The 18110-nt window shown below is 67.5% G+C and carries 16 protein-coding genes; 7 read left to right on the top strand and 9 right to left on the bottom strand.

Annotation, left to right across the window (positions count from 1 at the left end; genetic code table 11):
* Nucleotides 1–61 precede the first annotated feature (61 nt).
* The 7 genes from QZ647_RS12765 to QZ647_RS12735 form a co-directional block, all read right to left on the bottom strand.
* The gene (locus tag QZ647_RS12765; RefSeq protein ID WP_291272532.1) at nt 62–919 is read right to left on the bottom strand and encodes a flavin reductase family protein; all 858 of its coding nucleotides are present in this window, start codon (nt 917–919) and stop codon (nt 62–64) included.
* Nucleotides 920–927: 8 nt separating this feature from the next.
* The gene (locus QZ647_RS12760; protein WP_291272531.1) at nt 928–1965 is read right to left on the bottom strand and encodes a proline iminopeptidase-family hydrolase; all 1038 of its coding nucleotides are present in this window, start codon (nt 1963–1965) and stop codon (nt 928–930) included.
* Nucleotides 1966–1999: 34 nt separating this feature from the next.
* Nucleotides 2000–3019, bottom strand: coding sequence for a fumarylacetoacetate hydrolase family protein (locus QZ647_RS12755; protein ID WP_291272530.1), 1020 nt, complete (start codon nt 3017–3019; stop codon nt 2000–2002).
* A gap of 96 nt (nt 3020–3115) precedes the next feature.
* Entirely contained in the window at nt 3116–4480 is a 1365-nt protein-coding gene (bioA, locus tag QZ647_RS12750; protein ID WP_291272529.1) for an adenosylmethionine--8-amino-7-oxononanoate transaminase, read from the bottom strand.
* Between the two features lie 9 nt (nt 4481–4489).
* Nucleotides 4490–6367: a sensor histidine kinase gene (locus QZ647_RS12745; protein WP_291272528.1), complete on the bottom strand. Its 1878-nt coding sequence runs from the start codon at nt 6365–6367 to the stop codon at nt 4490–4492.
* Between the two features lie 36 nt (nt 6368–6403).
* Nucleotides 6404–7012, bottom strand: a complete 609-nt coding sequence (gene bioD, locus QZ647_RS12740) for a dethiobiotin synthase (protein WP_291272527.1) — start codon at nt 7010–7012, stop codon at nt 6404–6406.
* Nucleotides 7013–7061: 49 nt separating this feature from the next.
* A complete protein-coding gene (locus QZ647_RS12735; RefSeq protein WP_291272526.1) occupies nt 7062–7685 on the bottom strand; it encodes a tetratricopeptide repeat protein in 624 nt (207 codons plus the stop codon).
* 153 nt (nt 7686–7838) lie between these two features.
* Between QZ647_RS12735 and QZ647_RS12730 the strand changes: the two genes are divergently transcribed.
* Nucleotides 7839–10433 carry a PAS domain S-box protein gene (locus QZ647_RS12730; protein ID WP_291272525.1) on the top strand — a complete coding sequence of 865 codons (2595 nt, stop codon included), beginning with the start codon at nt 7839–7841 and terminating at the stop codon, nt 10431–10433.
* 1 nt (nt 10434) lies between these two features.
* On the opposite strand, the gene QZ647_RS12725 is transcribed toward QZ647_RS12730, so the two are convergent.
* Entirely contained in the window at nt 10435–11586 is a 1152-nt protein-coding gene (locus QZ647_RS12725) for an 8-amino-7-oxononanoate synthase (protein ID WP_291272524.1), read from the bottom strand.
* An 89-nt stretch (nt 11587–11675) separates the two neighbouring features.
* Between QZ647_RS12725 and QZ647_RS12720 the strand changes: the two genes are divergently transcribed.
* The 6 genes from QZ647_RS12720 (at nt 11676) to QZ647_RS12695 (ending at nt 16561) form a co-directional block, all read left to right on the top strand.
* Nucleotides 11676–12356 (top strand): Bax inhibitor-1 family protein, encoded by a 681-nt coding sequence (locus tag QZ647_RS12720; RefSeq protein WP_291272523.1) that lies wholly within the window; start codon nt 11676–11678, stop codon nt 12354–12356.
* A gap of 128 nt (nt 12357–12484) precedes the next feature.
* Entirely contained in the window at nt 12485–13537 is a 1053-nt protein-coding gene (locus QZ647_RS12715) for a peptidylprolyl isomerase (protein WP_291272522.1), read from the top strand.
* Nucleotides 13534–14520: a peptidylprolyl isomerase gene (locus tag QZ647_RS12710; RefSeq protein ID WP_291272521.1), complete on the top strand. Its 987-nt coding sequence runs from the start codon at nt 13534–13536 to the stop codon at nt 14518–14520. The genes QZ647_RS12715 and QZ647_RS12710 overlap by 4 nt, the downstream gene beginning before the upstream one ends.
* A gap of 4 nt (nt 14521–14524) precedes the next feature.
* A complete protein-coding gene (locus QZ647_RS12705) occupies nt 14525–14848 on the top strand; it encodes an RNA-binding S4 domain-containing protein (RefSeq protein WP_286354950.1) in 324 nt (107 codons plus the stop codon).
* A gap of 51 nt (nt 14849–14899) precedes the next feature.
* On the top strand, nt 14900–15886 hold the full coding sequence (locus QZ647_RS12700; RefSeq protein WP_291272520.1) for an HD domain-containing protein: 987 nt from the start codon (nt 14900–14902) through the stop codon (nt 15884–15886).
* A gap of 189 nt (nt 15887–16075) precedes the next feature.
* A complete protein-coding gene (locus QZ647_RS12695) occupies nt 16076–16561 on the top strand; it encodes a hypothetical protein (protein ID WP_291272519.1) in 486 nt (161 codons plus the stop codon).
* 92 nt (nt 16562–16653) lie between these two features.
* On the opposite strand, the gene QZ647_RS12690 is transcribed toward QZ647_RS12695, so the two are convergent.
* Nucleotides 16654–18021, bottom strand: coding sequence for a tetratricopeptide repeat protein (locus QZ647_RS12690; protein WP_291272518.1), 1368 nt, complete (start codon nt 18019–18021; stop codon nt 16654–16656).
* Nucleotides 18022–18110: the final 89 nt, after the last annotated feature.

The following is an 18110-nucleotide window of genomic DNA, read 5'->3' as shown; positions in this document are numbered from 1 at the left end:
CTGCCGGGCTTTGGCCCCCGGCAAGGGGAATCGGGCCGGGCACCGCTCCTGCGAGCGCGGGTCAGGCTTGCAGGCGCAGCCCCACCAGGCGCCAGGCCTCGGCCAGGTCCCCCGAGGCCAGGGCCTGGCGGATCGCCTGCTCGAGACCGAGGGGCGCGGCCGGATCCCCGGGCTGACGCGCCAGGTCTGAGAGGTCCGGCAGGCCCGGGCTGTTGGCCAGCTGGCCGAGGTCGTTGGCGGTGAGGACTCGGCTCTGCTTCAGGACTTCGGGCAAGGCGTCGTAGCCCAGGGGTTTCCCGGCGGGCTTGGGCACTTCGAAGACGGCCGCGCCGCTGGCGCGGGTGTAGAACGCTCCGCCGTTGCGGCCGATGAGATCCAGGGCATCGGGGTGGGGGACGCCGCCGCTGAAACAGTCTTCGCGCACATGAAAGGCGAGCACCTCGCCGATGAGCATGAGGCCGGATCCCGGACCGTGGCCGAGCTCGACCACCTGCTGCAGGCGGCACTCCATTTGGAAGGGGCTCTCGGCCACCAGGGCGGGCGTCACGAAGCGGGCGGGAAGGGGCGTGAGGCCGCTCTTAGGGAATTCGTCCACGCCGTCGGGCCACTCGGCGCTGGCCACATTCATGGGATGCAGCATGGCGTGGCTCACGGCGGCGATGACGAACTCGCCCGTGGCCACGGCGTTCAGGTAGGTGTGCTTCACGGTGCCGTCCCGGCCCCGGCGGTTGGGCGCGAAGGCCACCGTGGGCGGGTTCGAGCCGAAGGCGTTGAAGAAGCTGAAGGGCGACAGGTTGCGGATGCCCTCCTTCGAGACCGTGCTGGCCAGGGCGATGGGCCGGGGGGCCACACCGCTGCAGAGCAGGGCATTGGTCTCGATGGGCGAGAGGTCTGTGGGGAGGATGGTGCGCAGGGTCATACGCTGACTCATGGCTTCCTGAAGGTGACCGTCTTCCGGCCCGCGTCCGTTTCTTTCAGGAAGCGGATGAGGCCTTCGCAGTAGGTGCGCTGGTCGTCCCACATGGACATGTGGCTGCCGTTCGGGCAGAGCAGGAAGCTGCCGTGCTGAACCTGAGTCGAGACCCACTTCATGTGGGCAGGATCCATGGTGTCGTAGGTGCCGCCGATGACGAGCGTGGGCATGCCGAGCTTGGGCAGGTCGGCCTTGCGGTCCCACTTTTCCAGCCGCCCCGAGGCGCCGAATTCACTGGGACCCTGCATGAGGACATAGATGTCGTTGTTGGCGTGCGCCGAAGACCGCTTGAAGGCATCGGGCCACTCCGGCAGACGGCAGAGGTGCTTGGCATAAAAGTGGGGAAGCAGCAGCTCCATGTAGCGGGGGTTCTCGTACTGGCCCTTGGCCTCGAGGTCCTTCACCTCCTTCACCACGGCGGGGTCCATGCCCTTGGCCAGCACCTCAGCCGCATAGCGGTTGTAGTCGGGGATGCTCATCATCATGTTCGAGATGATCAGGCCCTTGAGGTTGGCGCCGTACTTCAGCGCGTACTCCGCGGCGAGGATGCCGCCCCAGGAGTGGCCCAGCAGGTAGAAGTTGGACCGGTCGAGGCCCAGGGCCCTGCGGACCTGCTCGACCTCCTCGACGAAGCGCTCCGTGGTCCAGAGGTCGTGATCCTTGGGCTGGTCCGAACGGGCCGAGCCCAGCTGGTCGTAGTAGATGAACTCGATGCCCTCGGCCGGCAGGAAGCCTTCCAGGGACTCGAAGTACTCGTGGGTGGAGCCGGGGCCGCCGTGGAGCAGCAGCAGCTTGATGCGGGGGTTGTTCCCGAAGCGCTTGGTCCAGACCTTGAACGGGCCCTTGGGCGTCTGGATGGAGATGACCTTCACGCCGCCTTCGCGCACGGCCGAGGGATCCTCAAAATAGGAACGCAGGCTGGGCGCCTTCTGGGCAGAGGCTTCTGCCGATCCGAGCACCAGCGCAAGGAGAAGGACGAAGAGGCGTCGCATGGGTGCTCCAGGCATGGGGGATGCCTCAGTCTAGTCAGTCCCCGGCCTCGCCGGAGGGTGTCCCGGCATAGAGGTCGGGGAGGATGCCGCCCACCAGGGACGCGGGCATGTCCACCAGCCGCTCGGGCACATGGGTGATGGTGTTCACCAGGCGGCCCAGGCCCTCGATCTCGAGCACCACCTCGTCGCCGGCCTTGAGCCAGAGGTTGTCGGTGATCTTCGAGCCATTCAGTTCCAGCAGGCAGCCTGTTCCCACCGTGCCGCTGCCGATGACCTCACCGGGGTGCATCTGGATGCCATAGCTGGTGCGCTGCAGGATCTGGGCGAAGGTCCAGTTCATGCTGTCGGCGTTGCCATCGGACAGGCGATGGCCATTCACGGTGCAGGTCATGGCCGCGTGGAGAACCTCGCCGTGGCCCGACTGCTCGAGCTTCAGCTCGTCCTTCGTGACCAGCCAGGGACCCAGGCTGGTGGCGAAGTCCTTGCCCTTGCAGGGGCCGAGGGAGAGCTTCATCTCCTCCATCTGGAGCATGCGGGCGCTCCAGTCGTTCATCACCATGTAGCCGAAGATGGCGTCGTCGGCCTCCGCCAGGGTGGCGTTCTTCAGGGGCCGCCCCGTGACGATGGCCACTTCCAGCTCGAAATCGAGGCGCACGAGGTGGTGATCCTGCACCCGCACCTCGCCGGGGCCCGTCACGGCCAGGTGGTTGGTGAAGTAGGTGACGGGGAAGAGGTCGAACTCGGGGATCATCTCCAGCCCGCGGTTGCGCCGCGCCGTGGCCACATGCTGGCGGAAGGCGTAGCCGTCGCGCATGGAGACCGGGCGGGGCAGGGGCGCCAGCAGCTGGATGGTGGCGGGGTCGATGAGGGCCGCGGTGGGCGGCGCCGTGGCGAGGGCCCGGGCCAGGGGCATCAGCTCGTCCTGGCGCCGGATGAGGGCGAGCATGTCCACGGCCAGGCGGGGTTCGGCGGCGGCGAAGTCGAGGAGTCGGCCTCCCGGCATCACAGCGCCAATCTTCTCGTTTCCAGCCTGCAGGAAAGTCACCAGCTTCATCGTGCGCTCCAGGGTAAAAGGCCAGTGTACCGCCGGAAAAACACTACTCAGGCATCGTCATTCAGGCGCTGAAGCCCAGGCACCTTTGTCGCGGCCTCAGCGCGGCAGAAGCTCGACCAGGGTGGCCGCCGCCTCCCGGATGCGGGCCGGGGGCGTGTTCAGCGGGGGCATCAGGTAGAGGCAGTCCCCGATGGGCCGCGCCAGCAGACCGTGATCCAGGGCCCGGCGATGCAGGTGCCAGCCGAAGCGGTCGTCGGAGGGGTGGGCCTCGCCCGTGGCGGGATCCACCAGGCGGCACGCCCCGATGGTGCCGAGGACGCGGGCTTGCCTTACAGCCGGATGGGCGGACAGAACCGTCAAGGCGTCCGTCATCGCGGCGTGCATGGTTGCAGCATGGGCCAGCACCGGTTCCTCTTCGAAGAGGGCGAGGCTGGCGCAGGCCACGGCGCAGGCCGTGGGATTGGCGGTGTAGCTGTGGCCGTGGAGGAAGGCGCGGCCGGAGGCAGGGTCACCCCAGAATTGCTCGTAGAGGCCCTCTGTGGCCCAGGTGAGGGACAGGGGCAGGGTCCCGCCGGTGAGGCCCTTGGAGAGGCAGAGCAGGTCGGGTGCCACGCCGGCCTGCTCGCAGGCCAGGAAGGTGCCCGTGCGGCCGAAGCCCGTGGCCACCTCGTCGAGGATGAGGTAGACACCATGGGCATCGCATTGCGCACGGAGCTCCTGCAGCAGCTCCGGCGGCCACATGCGCATGCCGCCGGCGCACTGGATCAGGGGCTCGGCGATGAAGGCCGCGAGGCGTTCCCCGTGGGCGGCGAAGAAGGCGCGAACCGCCTGGCGGGCGGAGGCCAGCCGCTCCGGCCAGCCGGCCAGGTCGGGTTGGATCTCGCGGCGGGGATCCTCGGGCACCTCCAAGCGCTCGCAGGCCAGCAGCAGGGGCCGGAAGAGGCCCGTCATGAAGTTCTCCAGTTCGCCCACGCCCACGGCGCCCAGGGTGTCACCGTGGTAACCGCCCCGCAGGGCACCGAAGCGGTCGCGGCCCTTCTCGCCGCGCTGCAGCTGGGCCTGGAAGGCCATCTTCAGGGCGACCTCCACGGCCGTGCTGCCATCGTCGGAGAAGAAGGCCCGGGTGAGGTTGGCGGGCAGCTTCGGTTTCAGCCGCGCCACCAGCTCCAGGGCGGGCTCGTGGGTGAAGCCGGCGAACATGACATGGTCGAGCCGGGCGGCCTGGCGCTCCAGGGCGCTCACCAGGCGGGGATGGCCGTGGCCGTGGAGGCAGGTCCACCAGCTGGAGACGCCGTCCAGCACGCGCTCGCCGTTGGCCAGCAGCAGGTCGCAGCCTTCGCCGCCCACCACCGGCACCGGTGGGTCCGCCTCGTGGATCTTCATCTGCGTGAAGGGGTGCCAGAGGTGGGCGCGGTCAAAGGCCAAGCGGTCAGACCAGTCGGGGGGAAGGGGCGTGGGCATCCGGATAGTCTAGGCCGGCCCGGATCGACCCTCGGAGCTTTTGGGCCGCAGCCCAGGGTAGAGGCGTTCCGAGCACTCCGGGCAGATGCCGTGGGTGAAGTCGGCGTCCGTGTGCTGGGAAATGTAGGTCTCGAGCTGGTTCCAGGAACCATGGTCGTCCCGGATCTTCTTGCACGAGGCGCAGATGGGGATGATCCCGTGGAGGGTCTTGATGGTGTCGACGGCCTCCTGGAGTTCCCGGGTCCGGGTCGCCACCCGCTCTTCCAGGGTGTCCTTGAGGGCATTCAATTCGTGGAAGGAGGACCGCAGGGCGTCGGCCATCTGCTGGAAATGGCCGTTGAGCCGGTGCATCTCCTCGATGCCGCTGGGCGGGAGGGCGAGCGGCGTGCCGGCATCGGCCTGAAGGAGCAGGGGGAAGGCCCGGGTGGCCGCTTCCAGCTTGCTGATGGAGTCCGTGAATCTCTGGCTGAGGGTCTGGGCCAGGGCCGCGGTGCCGAGAATCAGGAGATAAAGCGTTCCCAGGCCGAACAGGCTGATCCGCGTGAGCGAATCGAGCATGGGCACCAGGGGCAGTTCCACCCGCACCTTCCAGGGGAACTGCGGCGTGAGGAGCCCCTCCCGGACGAGGAGGGAGCTTCTCCAGCGCTGCATGCGGCTGGTCCCTGGCTTGAGCCTGGGGATCCATTGCCAGGCCCCTTCGCCCAGGGGCCTCGTTTCCGCGATGGGCGGGTGGAATTCGGACATGACCGCCAGTTCCCGCCGGGTGCTGCTGATGACCCGCTGATTCCGGTCCAGGAGGGTGAGCTGGGCACCGCTCTGGCCGGCGAGGGTCTGCAGGAGCTCCCGGACATGGTCGAGGTTGGTGACCCCGATGCAGTAGCCGTCGTAGCGGCCCTCCCGGAGGATGGGCGCCAGGAGGGGCAGCATGGGCTGGGTGGGGCCGATCCGTCCCATGACCAAGTCACCCACGAGGGGACGGAGCGAGGCCCGCAGAGCCGGGAGATAGGGCCGGTCCGCGAAATTCCTGCCGAGGACCGGGCGCCCCTCGTCGTCGTTCAGGGGGCTGTAGGCGATCACATCCGCCCTGGCATCGAGCACGCCCACCCGCCGGAAGGCCGGGGTGGCCGCGCGGATGATCTCCGTGGCCTCCTGCAGGCGCTCGCGTGGCGCTCCTGGCCTGGTGGCCAGGGCTGCGAGGGTGGTCACGCCCTGGTGCTTGTCTTCGATCCACTCCCGCAGCGCCTGGCGGGCCACCTGGTCGAGTTCGGCGCTGTGGCGGACCAGCAGCTGCTCCTCTTGGTGGATCCCGCGCCGGACATAGACCACGAGGAACAGCAGCGCCGGGAAGGCGACCATGGCCACCATGGTGATGAAGAACGCGGGGCGGAGGGCCGGTCGGATCCCGGTCCCAGGCCGCGTCCAGGCGCGCCAGGCCACATGGATGAGATAGGCCAGGATGGTGTTGATGATCCCGTTGACGGCCTGCTTCAGGATGATCAGGGTCGTCGTCTGGACCGAGGTGTGGAGCAGGTGGTGGTAGAACACCCAGACCAGCGGCGCGCCCAGGACGGTCCAGAAGAGGATGTCCGCCAGCAGGAGGTCCCAGGATCGGCGCCGGACCAACCAGCCGACGCAGATGGCTTCGGCGGCGAGGATCACCAGGGCCCAGGGATGGTTCCAGAGCACCCAGGTGGCGCTGCCCGCCAGCAGGGCGGCGGCCACGCCGGGGCCGAGGCCGGCATGGAGGATCGCGAACATCACGAAGGCCGACCCGAAGATGAAGTCGACATTGAAGAAGATCTCGACGCGCAGCAGGTTGGCCAGAAAACCCGCCACCCCGAACAGAAGCGAGGCCAGGACCGCGTGGCGCGAGAGGGCGTCCGACATGGGCTCCTCATCGGGTGTTTGCGCGGGACAGATGATTTAATTCACGACACGGATGTGGATTGGAAGGAACCCTCGCAGGATGCGGGCGTTCTCCTCGGCCGTGAGGGGGTCCGTGCCATCCGCGCCGGGGTTGAGCAGCACGGCTTCGATGCGCCAGCCGCGGAGCATGAGGGCCTCGGCGGACAGCAGCGTGTGGTTCAGCGTGCCGAGACCGCCCAGGGCCACCAGCACGCAGGGCACCTTCAGATCCGTGGCCCAGCCAAGGAAGTGGGTCCTCGGAGCCAGGGGCACCATGAGGCCGCCGACGCCTTCGAGCAGCACGCGCCCTTCGGTGGGGCGCAGGCACCAGCGGGCAGTGGCGTCGAGGTCGAGGATTCGGCCTTCGTGTTGGGCCGCGGCCAGCGGGGACAGGGGTTCCTTCAGCAGGACATGGTTCTCGGTGGCGATGCCTGGACCGCGCACGGCCGTGGCGTCGGCGTCAGGGTGGTCCGCCCTGTCCACGCCCGTCTGGAAGGGCTTGCGATAGGTGACGGGGCCGTGGGCCGCCCAAGCTTGCGCGATGCGGGCGGAGACATGCGTCTTCCCCACCCCCGTGCCGGTGCCGAGAACCCAGAGGGGATGGGGAAGGGAATCCAGATCGAGCATGGCTTCAGGATCGCAGGAAGGGCCGACGCCCGTCGGGGGCAGGGCCGGGCTACTTCTTCAGCTGGCTGAGCTGCTGCCGGGCCTGGGCGGCCTGCTCGCTGTTCGGCGCGAGGACCAGCACCTTGTTCCAGGCCTTGGTGGCCTCGTCGGGCTTCTGCAAGTCGTGGGCGTAGACCACGCCCAGGTTGAAGAGGCTCTGGACATGGGTGGGGTCGAGCTTGGCGGCCTTCTGGAAGTTGGCGACGGCCTTGTCGAACTGGTTCAGCTGGCGGTACATCACGCCCTGGTCGGTGAGGACATTCGGATCCTCTGGCTTCAGGGCCAGGGCCTTGGCGTAGGCTTCCACGGATTTCTGCGGCTGGTGGGTGTCGAAGTAGTCGTTGCCCAGGCTCACCCAGGCATCGTGGTTCTTCGGGTCGGCGGCCACCATGGCCTGCAGGCGGGCCATGCGGTTCTGGGTCTCCGCATTCGGGAGGACGGCACCCGGCATGCCTCCCGGGGTTCCGGGGGCGACGGCGCCACCCAGGGAGGGGGCGGGCATGATCGGAGCGGCGGCGGTGGGGGCGGCGACCACGGGGCCGGCCTCCCTCTGGCTGCTGGCACCGAAGAAGTAGCCCACGAGGGCTCCCACGGCGAGTCCTCCCGCCAAGGCGAACATGATGTTCCGGTTCAAGCCCCACCTCCTGATGACCCAGCGGTCCCCTGTTATTGTCCCACAGGTCATGCTCTGGACTGGAAAGCCGATGAAAAAAGGACGGGGTTCCCCAAAGGGAAGACACCCTGTGAGGATGATCCACCTTCCCCCGAAACGCATGCCGAGGTATTCGTGACCGAGCCCCGGGCTCCCATTGCAGGTCGATCGCGCGCAGTGTTGGTGCTGCTGGCTGGCGTGGCCCTGTCGCTGGCGGGGTTCTTCCTCGCCCGGGATGCCCGCCGTCGGCAGGTGGAAGCCGAATTCCAGGCCGCGGCCAGGGACCGGGCTGAGAGCGTGATCCAGGGGTTCCGCCACGGGCTGGAGGATGTCCTCGTCCTCCGGAGCTACTTCGAATCCAGCGACCAGGTGACCCGGGAGGATTTCGACGCCTTCACCTCGCTCACGCTCTCCCTGCACCCCTACATCCAGGCGCTCCAGTGGCTGCCGGAAGTGAGTCCCGGGAACCGGGCCGCCCTCGAGGCCGAGGCCCGGCGCAAGTACTCCGGATTCCGATTCTTCAACCGGGATGCCGCGGGGCAGGAGGTCATCCTCCCGGCCGATGCCCGGTTCCACGGCGTGGCCTTCGTGAGTCCCTACAAGGGCAACGAGGTGACCCTGGGCTTTGCCGCCGAGCACCTGGCCACCCGGCAGCAGGCTCTGGAGCGGGCGCTGCGCACGGGGGAGCTCTCCGCCAGCGGGCGGATCCGGCTCATCCAGGAGCAGGGCAACCAGTTCGGGCTCCTGGTGATGGCCTCGGTGCGCAGTCCCCATGGCCCCTCCCGCGGCGTGGTCCAGGGCGTCTTCCGCGCCGGAGACCTGGTGCAGAAATCCCTGGCCATCCTGGAGCCCCGGGGCGTGGAGCTGCGGCTGCTGGATGCCAGCGCCCCGCCCTCCGAATCCGTCCTGCACGCGGAGCCATCTCCGCTTCCTCCCGAAGGTCCGGCGAAGTCGTCGCCGCTCCGCCTCACCCGCGAGTTCGAGCTGGCAGGTCGGCGCTGGGTCGTGGTGGTGACGCCCGGACCCGGGCACTATCCCCTGGCGGCCGGCTGGCGGGCCTGGGGCGTCCTCGCCGGAGGCCTGGCTTTCAGCTTCCTCCTGGCGGGCTATGTGCGGACGCTGCTGGCCGGCCAGGCGCAGATCCGGGCCCAGGTGGAGGCCCGCACCCATGAGCTGGCGGAAGAGGTGGAGAGCCACCGGAAGGATGCCCGGGCCCTGCGGGAGAGCGAGGCGCGGTTCCGGCAACTGGTGGAGGTGATGGGCGAAGGCATGTGGGTGCTGGATCCCGACGGGAACACCACCTTCGTCAATCGCCGCATGGCGGAGATGCTGGGGTACCCGCCAGCGGAGATGATCGGACGGCCACTGACCGATTTCGAGTTCGACGACGACATCCCCGCTTCCCGGCGCAACATGGCCCAGCGCCGGGAGGGCATCAGCGCCCAGCACGACTTCCGGTTCAAGCGGAAGGACGGCTCGGAAGTCTGGACCATCGTCACGGGCAACCCCGTCCTGGATGACGAAGGCCGGGTGGTGAGCGTGCTCGGCATGATCACGGACATCACCGAGCGTCGCCGGGCGGAGCAGGCCCAACTCCAGAGCCAGAAGCTCGAAAGTCTGGGCGTTCTGGCGGGGGGCATCGCCCACGACTTCAACAACCTGCTGACGGCCATCCTCGGGAACATCAACCTGGCGCAGATGTGCATCCCGCGCCTGTCGCCCGCCCAGCTCTACCTGGAGAACCTGGAGAAGACCGTCCACCGCGCGACGAGCCTCACGCGGCAGATGCTGGCCTATTCGGGCAAGGGGCGGTTCGTGGTGGCCCCGCTGGATCTGAACCAGGCCGTGGAGGAGATGTCGCACCTGCTGGGAGTCTCCATCTCCAAGAAGGTGAGCCTCCGCTTCCAGCTTCAGACGGGCCTTCCGGCCCTCATGGCCGAGGCGTCCCAGATCCAGCAGGTGGTGATGAACCTGGTGACCAATGCCTCCGAGGCCATCGGTGAAGCGGAAGGGATCGTCTCCATCCGGACGGGGCTCCAGGTTTACTCCGAAGCGGATCTGACGCGGGACTTCCCCGGCCAGGACATCGCACCGGGCGCCTTCCTCACGCTGGAGGTCGCCGATACCGGCCAGGGCATGACGCCCGAGGTCCAGGCGCGCATCTTCGAGCCTTTCTTCACCACGAAGTTCACGGGGCGCGGCCTCGGCCTGTCGGCCATGCAGGGCATCATCCGCGGCCACAAGGGCGGCATCCGGGTCTACAGCGAGCCCGGCAAGGGGACCACCTTCAAGGTGATCTTCCCGGCCGGCACCCGGGCCGTGGACTTCGAGCCAGAAGAAGCGGAAGTGGATGCCTGGCGCGGGTCGGGGACCGTTCTGGTCGTGGACGATGAGGACGGTGTGCGCACCGTCGCCGAGGCCCTGCTCCGCTCCATGGGCTTCGAGGTGATCCTGGCCAAGGATGGGATGGAGGCCCTGGAACGGTTCCGCAGCGCCGCCGGCGCCATCCGGGCGGTGCTCCTGGACCTCACCATGCCCCACATGGGAGGAGTCGAGACCTTCCGGGAACTGCGCCGCATCGACCCGGGCTGCCGGGTGGTGCTCACCAGCGGCTACAACGAGCAGGAGGCCATCCAGGATTTCCTGGGCAAGGGGCTGGTGGCCTTCGTCCAGAAACCCTTCCAGAGCACCAGCCTGGCGCAGGCCATGAAGAAGGCCCTGGAGGGCTGAATCAATCCTTCAAGGCTTCCCGAAGGGCCGCCAGGAGGGCTTCGACCTGGGCCGCCTCCAGGTGCGCACCGGTGGTGAGCCGCAGCCGGGCCGACCCCTCGGGCACGGTGGGGGGTCTCACGGCCCGCACATCGAAGCCGCGGGCCTGGAGGACCGCGGCAAGGCGCACGGCCTCGGCATCGGGTCCGATGGTGACCGGAACGATGGCCGAAGGGTGATGGGGCTGGTCCAGGCCCGATCTCAGACGGTCCGCGAGGGCCAGGGCCTTCTCCCGGCGCCAGGGCTCGGCCTGGGCGATCCGTACCGCCGCCAGGGCCGCCCCGACCGAGGGTGGGGGCAGGGCTGTGGAGAAGATGAACCCCCGGGCGGTGTTCACCAGGTGGTCGCGCATCAGGTCCCCGCAGCAGATGAACGCGCCGAAGGAACCCAGGGCCTTGCCCAGGGTGCCCATCACCAGGGGCACTCGGCCGTGGACGCCCTGCTGCTGCGCCAGTCCTGCGCCGCTGCCGCCGAGCAGGCCCGTGGCGTGGGCCTCGTCGATGAGGAGCAGGGCGCCATGACGCTCGCAAAGCTCCACGAGCGCCGGCAGGTCCGCAGCGTCGCCATCCATGCTGAAGACGGCGTCCGTGGCCACCAGGGCCAGGGCATCGGGGGAGGCGGCGGCCCGCCAGGCGGCCATCTGCCGTTCGAGATCCGCCGGGTCCAGATGCCGGTAGATGCCCAGGTGGGCTCCCCCGGCCCGGGCCATCCGGCAGCCGTCCACCAGAGAGGCGTGGTTGAGGGCATCGGAGAAGACGGCATCCCCGCGGCCCACCAGGGCGGGGATGAGCGTGGCGTTGGCCTGGAAGCCGGTGTTGAAGAGGAGGCAGGCCTCCGTGCCCTTCCACTGGGCCAGGGCGCCTTCCAGCTCATCGTGCAACGCCGTGGTCCCCCGCAGCAGGCGCGCCGCCCCGGTGCCGGTGCCGAAGGCCCGGGCGGCCGAGGCGGCGGCTTCCGCGAGCCGGGCATCCCGCCGCAGGCCCAGGTAATCGTTGGAGCAGACATCGACCGTTGCGGCGGGCCGGGCGTCGGGCTGGATGGCCCGGTCCCGGCCCAGGGCCCGGCGGCGTCCGGCCTGCTGCTGAAGGCGTTGCTGCCAGGCGGGCGGGATCACGGAACCTCGGGGGCCTTCGGGGCAGGGTAAGGGTGGGGGAATGTTAGGATCTGAGAGGGATCCATCGCGGATCCCCCTTGGAGCGTGGCATGGATCAACAGCAGTCGTGGCAGGGGACTTCGGCCGGGGTGCAGCCCCGCATCGATTTTGTCCGAAGCGTCTACCTCTGGCTCATGGGCGGATTCGCGGTGGCGGCATTGGGTGCCTTCAGCGCCCCCTTGGTGGCTGCGGCCCTCGTGCCCGTGGCAGGCCGTTTCCTGGGCTGGGTGCTTTTCGGGATCCAGTTCGGGACGCTGCTGTTCGCCTCCTCGGTGAGCCGTCGCAAACCTTTGAACCGCCTGGCCTATGGGCTCTTCACCTTCGTTTCCGGTGTCATCGCGGGCATCGTGGCCCTGGTGATCGCTCAGGGAGCGGGCTTCATGCCGGTTTTCGGGGCCCTGGGCCTGACCGGCGTGGTGTTCCTGACCCTGACCGTCACGGCCTTCGTCTCCAAGAAGGACTTCAGCTTCCTGCGGAATTTCGTCATCGTCGGCATCGCCGTGATGTTCTTCGGCAGCCTGGCGGCGGCCATCTTCCACCTGGAGACCTTCAGCCTCATCATCTCCGGCGTGGCGGTCATCGCCTGCTCGGCGAAGCTGCTCTGGGACACTTCCGCCATGCTGCGCACGGATGATCTGGGCGATCCCGCGGGTTTCGCCCTGGCCCTGTTCGTGAGCCTCTACAACATCCTCATCGCCCTGATGAACCTCCTCGGCGGTCGGCGCCGCTAGGGGCCGTCCGGAAACGACATGAGCCATTCAGGTTGTTTCCACTCCGGCCCTTTGGGCCGTCGAAGATGCGACACTGACAAATGGTTTTTAACCGCGGCCTAGCGCCTTCCCGGCATCTAAGGAATCCCATGCTCCGTGCCTCCCTGATCTCCCTGATCGCCCTCGGCGTCGTCGCCCAGGAGCCGGCCAAGGTCACGCCCAAGTCCCTGCCCAAGCCGGCGAAGGCCGTGGCCAAGGCCAAGCCTGCGGCCAAGGCCGCGTCTGCGCCGACGGCCTCGGCGGACAAGCCCGTGGTGCTGGCTCGCGTGGGCGGCGCCGCCATCACCGAGGCCGATTTCCAGTCGGCCTTCGCCCTCCTCGGCCAGCAGGAGCAGATGCAGGTCCTCATGGTCCAGGGCGGCAAGGAGGAGTTCGTCAAGCGGATGGCCGAGAGCAAGCTCCTGGCCGTGAAGGCGAAGCGCCTCGGGCTGGACAAGACGCCGGGCTTCCAGTTGGCCCTCGAACGCGCCAAGGACGACTTGATGGCCCGGGAATTCCTGGCCAAGGAAGGGGACAGCCTCCAGAAGAAGCTGGCCGTGTCCGAGGCCGATGTGAAGGCCTACTACGAGGGTCACAAGGACCGCTTCAAGCAGCCCGAGCTGGTCAGCGCCCGCCATATCCTGGTCTCCGTGAAGCAGGATCCCAAGGCCGAGGCCGGGTTGACGGACGAGGAAGCCAAGGCCCGGATCGCGAAGATCCAGGAGGAGCTGAAGGGCGGGGCCAAGTTCGAGGACCTGGCCAAGAAGTACAGCGACGATCCCGGCAGCAAGGAGAACGGCGGGCTGTATGCCGATGCCGACCCCTCGGCCTGGGTGCCCGAGTTCGGCGCCGCCGCCCGGACCCAGCCCCTGGGCGAGGTGGGCGCTCCCGTGAAGACCATGTTCGGCTACCACCTGGTGAAGGTGGAGGAGCGCAAACCCAGCCGCCAGGTGCCCTTCGAGGAGGCCAAGGCGGCCGCCGACCAGGCCGCCCGGCGAGACCGGCAGGTGACGGTCTGGAACGATCTGATGGATGGCCTCCGCAAGGAGATCCCCTTCGAGCTGCTCAAGCCCGCACCCTCCGATGCGGCTCCCGCCCAGGTCGCGCCCAAGCCGGCGGAAACCCCCAAGCCCGCCGAGACTCCCAAGGGAGGTGCCCAGTGAAGGCGCTGAATCCGATGCTCGCGGCGGCCCTCCTGGCGCCGATGGCGCTGACGGCCACCGATGTCCGCGAGGAGATCCTGGTCATCGTCAACAACCACATCATCACCCGCCGCTCCCTGACCCAGGCCGTGGAGCAGCAGCACGCGGCCCTCTACCGCCAGTTCTCCGGGAAGGAACTGGACGAGAAGCTGAAGGATGCCCGGGAGAAGACCCTTCAGGGTCTCGTGGACGCCTTCCTGCTGGAGGACAAGGGCGCCGAGCTGGGCTCCCCTATCACGGACGACTATGTCCGGGCCAGCATCGATGGCATCAAGAAGGAGAACAACTTCGCCACGGATGCGGACCTGGAGCGGGCTCTGAAGGGCAGCCTGGGCATCGGCCTCCCCGAGTTCACCAAGCGGCAGAAGCAGCAGGCCACCCAGCAGTTCGTCCTGCAGCGCGAGGTGTTCTCCAAGGTGGCGGTGGAGGACAACGAGCTGCGGGCCTACTACGAGGACCACAAGGACGAGTACCGCCTGCCGAGCCGGTTCCGCATCCGCGAACTGGTGCTGGCCAAGGGTGCGACGGCCGAAGAGCAGGCCGAGGCCCGGAAGAAGCTGGAGGCGATCCAGGCTGAATTGAAGGGCGGGAAGTCCTTCGAGGAGCTGGCCCGCCAGCACTCGACCAGCCCCAGCAAGGCCACGGGCGGGGATCTGGGCTGGATGAACAAGGGCTTCCTCCGGGCCAGCATCGAAGACGCCGCGGTCAAGCTCAAGCCCGAGCAGGTTTCGGCGCCCATCGAGACCGACAAGGACCTCTACCTGATCCAGCTCGTCGCCCTCGAGGATGCGCCCGTGAAGGCCTTCGCCGAAGTCCGCGAGAAGATCGTGGAGAAGCTCCAGGAGCCCAAGGCCCAGAACGCCATCGAACAGTATCTGGCCGGGCTCAGGATGCGCGCGAACATCCGCTACCTGGTGCCCAAAGACCAGATCCTGAAAGGCTGACCCGTTGCGACTCGATGCCTTCCTCAAGAAGAGCCTGCTCATCAAGCGGCGCGAGCTGGCCAACCAGCTATGCGACGAGGGCATGGTGCGGGTGAACGGCACGCCCCGGAAGGCCAGCCACGAGCTGAAGGTGCAGGACGAACTGGAATTCCCGCTCTACAACCGCGTGCTGAAGGTGCGCGTCCTGGCGCTGCCGGAAGGCAATGTGCGGAAGGCCGACCAGTGGTCGCTCTTCGAGGTGTTGGAAGACAAGCGCCTGCCGTTGGACCTGGGCTACGGCGACGAGGACCCCTTCGCCCCGCCCCCGAAGGCGCCGCGCAATCATTGACAGCCGCTGTCGCATCGACCCGCCGAGGCTGATGAGGCGCATGGAGATCCGATGTCCGATCCGCAGAGCATCCGGCAATTGAAGGAGGGCGATGCCTTTCTGGGCTTTCTCCTGGCCCAGGAAGCCGCCTACAAGATCAGCGCCAAGGGCAGCGAGTACCTCGAGCTGAAGCTGGCGGACGCCTCCGGGGACCTGAAGGCCTTCCTCTGGGATGTGCGCGCCATCGAGGGCGACATGGAGGCCATCCGCGCCGACGCGTTCCTGTGGGTGAAGGGCTCGGTGACGAGCTACAACGGCCGGCTCCAGCTGAAGCTGGACAAGGTGCGTTTCGCGGCGGATGCGGAGGTGGGGGACTTCTCCCGGTTCTTCCCCGTCAGCGCCCGGCCTGTGCCTGAAATGCTCGCGGAGCTCGACGGGCTTCTCGCCTCGGTGAAGGATCCCTGGATCCGCCGGCTGCTGTCGGATCTCTTCGTGGAGGATGCGGAGCTGCGGGCCGCCTTCACTCAGGCGCCGGCCGCGAAGTCCATGCACCATGTCTGTCTGGGCGGCCTGCTGGAGCACACCCTGTCCGTGGCGGGCATGGCCGAGCGCGCCTGCGGGCACTACCGGGACCTGAACCGCGACCTGGTCCTGGCGGGCGTGCTGCTGCACGATGTGGGCAAGACGGCCGAGCTCAGCTACCAGCGGAGCTTCGGCTACACCGATGCGGGCAACCTGCTGGGCCACATCGCCATGGAGACGGAATGGATCAGCCGCGCCGCGGGCCGGATCCCCGGATTTCCCGAGGAACTGCGCCTGCAGATCCTGCACATCGTCCTCAGCCACCACGGCCGCCTGGAATTCGGCTCGCCCGTGCTGCCCAAGACGCCGGAAGCCCTGCTCGTCCACTACCTGGATGACCTGGACGGCAAGCTGGAAGTCATGTTCCGCGCCCAGCGGGACGAGACGGGGGGAGGGGCCTGGAGCCCCTTCAGCCGGGCCCTGGAGCGGATGATCTACCGACGGCGATGGCCTGCGGCAGAATCTGTCGAAAAGTGATCAAAAAGGGTGTTGTTCGTCCGTTTGTGGACACACGCTGGTCCTGCACCGAGGATTCTGGGCAGGTCCGACTCGGCAGAAGCGATGGGGAAGTCCTGATAATTCAAGGCATGTGCTAAACCTGCCGGGGTAGAAAATTCCTGGCACGGCTCTGGCTCCTTGAGGAAGTCCGCTCCCTCGAGGTACCTCATGAAGCTGTCCCGCAAAGCCAAGCGCTACGACGATTCGGTCCTTCCGGGCGAGTTCCAGGGTTTTGAGGCCTTCCACCAGGCTGACCTCGAGCTGGACGGCACCCTGGACGGCTTCCTGCGCCGGGGGGACGGCTGCGTGCAGCTGGGCGAGATGGTGCTGGAGCGCAATGCCCCGAAGAAGCTGAGCTTCGCCAAGCTCAAGACCAAGGCCGAGAAGCTGTCCGAGCAGGTGAACTACCTGAAGGAGCGCCTGGAGATCGTGGATCACGACCGGCGCGGGATGTACATCCAGCTCCGCAGCCTGCCGCCCTATAAGGACGAGACCCAGATCCAGTTCAACGAGATCAGCATCGGCAAGAACAAGATCGTGGTGAAGCGCATTGCCTTCTACCGCAAGGAGGAGGTGAAGCAGCAGGTGCCCCTCCAGCTCTCGGAACTGGAGTTGAAGCGCCTCCTGTTCGATATTCGACAGGCCATTGCGTAGGGCGTGTCTGGTTCTTTAAGTCCTGCTTTGACACAAAAAAGGCGCCCTTGGCGCCTTTTTTGTGCCCACCGCGCCGAACGGGCGCAGCCTCCTTACAGCATCGCCATCCAACTGCCGCTCTCCCCCCCGCGGATGGGACCGTCCGGCAGGTCGCTCTCCTTGAAGAGGAAGTGGTTGCTGTTCCAGCTGCCGCAGCTCTCGCAGCGGTCGGCGTAGTCCTGGGTCTTGTGGCCGCAGACGGCGCACTCGAAACGCAGCTTGAGGACGCCCAGGTTCCGCAGCAGCTGGCGGTATTCGTTCAGGGCGGCGTCCAGGCGGGCGCGGCGGCTGTGGATCTTGGCCATGAAGAAGAAGAGGATCGGGCTGTAGACCACCTGGCTGCGCACCTCCTGGAAGAGGTCCAGGGCCTCGTCGAGGATCTCCAGGCGGTAGAGCATCTTGCCCAGGAAGAACTTGGCGGTGGTGGCGTGCTTGGAGGTGGCGGCCACGCGGCGCAGCAGGGCCAGGCCATCTTCAGGACGGCCGGCCTGGATGAAGTAGTCCTCGATGTCCTGGAGGAAGGTGCCCTCGCCGGTCTTGCGGAAGCCCTCGATCCAGATCTCCAGGCCCTGAGCCTCCTGGTCCTGCAGGATCATGCAGCGGCCCAGGCTGAGGTAGGCGGGCACGAATTCCGGCTCGTCCTTGATGACCTGCTGAAAGACCTGGGCGGCATCCTTGAACTGATCCGCCTCCACCTTGGCCATGCCCACCTGATAGGCCAGGGCTGCCCCCTGGGCCTTCTCCCCCTGGGAGAGTTCGCCCGCGAAGTAGGTCTGCAGCTTCTTGTGGGCCTCCATGGCCTCATCCCAGCGCTGGGCGTCCATGTGGAGGGCCCTCAGGCGCCGCCAGGCCCGCAGGGCCTTCTTGGGATGATCCGCGGCCAGCTTCTTCAGGACGCTGATGGAGGCATCGGGATTCCGCACGGCCATCAGGGCCTCGGCCAGCTGGTAGCGGGCCTCGACCTGCTCGGGATCGTCCTCGCAGAGGGCCTGGAAGAGCTTCACGGCCTCCTCGGGGCTGCCGGTCTTGATGAGGATCTCGCCCATCAGCATGCGCGCCGGCACATGCTCCTTGCGCTGTTCCAGGATCTTCTCGAGGATCTCCTTCGCTTCCCGCGGAAGGCCGTGGGCCACGAGGTCGCGGGCATCCTGCATGCGCTCGGAGATGCGCTTCACCAGGCGGTTGTCGGCCGAGTCGTTGAGGCCGCGCACCAGCCGGACCAGCTCCATGATGCCGGTGTAGAGGATGTTGAGCAGGAAGCCCAGGAGGAAGGCCAGGAGGATGACGCTCTGGATCTTGATGTTCTCGCCGAAGATGACGACTTCCCGCACCAGCAGGTCGTGGTTGGTCAGGTACAGGTTGCCCAGTACGAACAGCACGAAGGCCAGGAGCACAAAGAAGAACACATTCACTAGACGCATGGGCCGACCTCAAAAGCTGGGCCTAGCATGACATGACCGTCCCCAGTCTTCATCGTTCGGCGCAGGCGCCCCACGATATCGATGGTCCG

Origin of the sequence: Geothrix sp. (assembly GCF_020622065.1) — a bacterium.
GTDB lineage: Bacteria > Acidobacteriota > Holophagae > Holophagales > Holophagaceae > Geothrix.
Note: the sequence above shows the minus strand (reverse complement) of the source record. Positions and strands in the feature narration are given on the sequence as shown.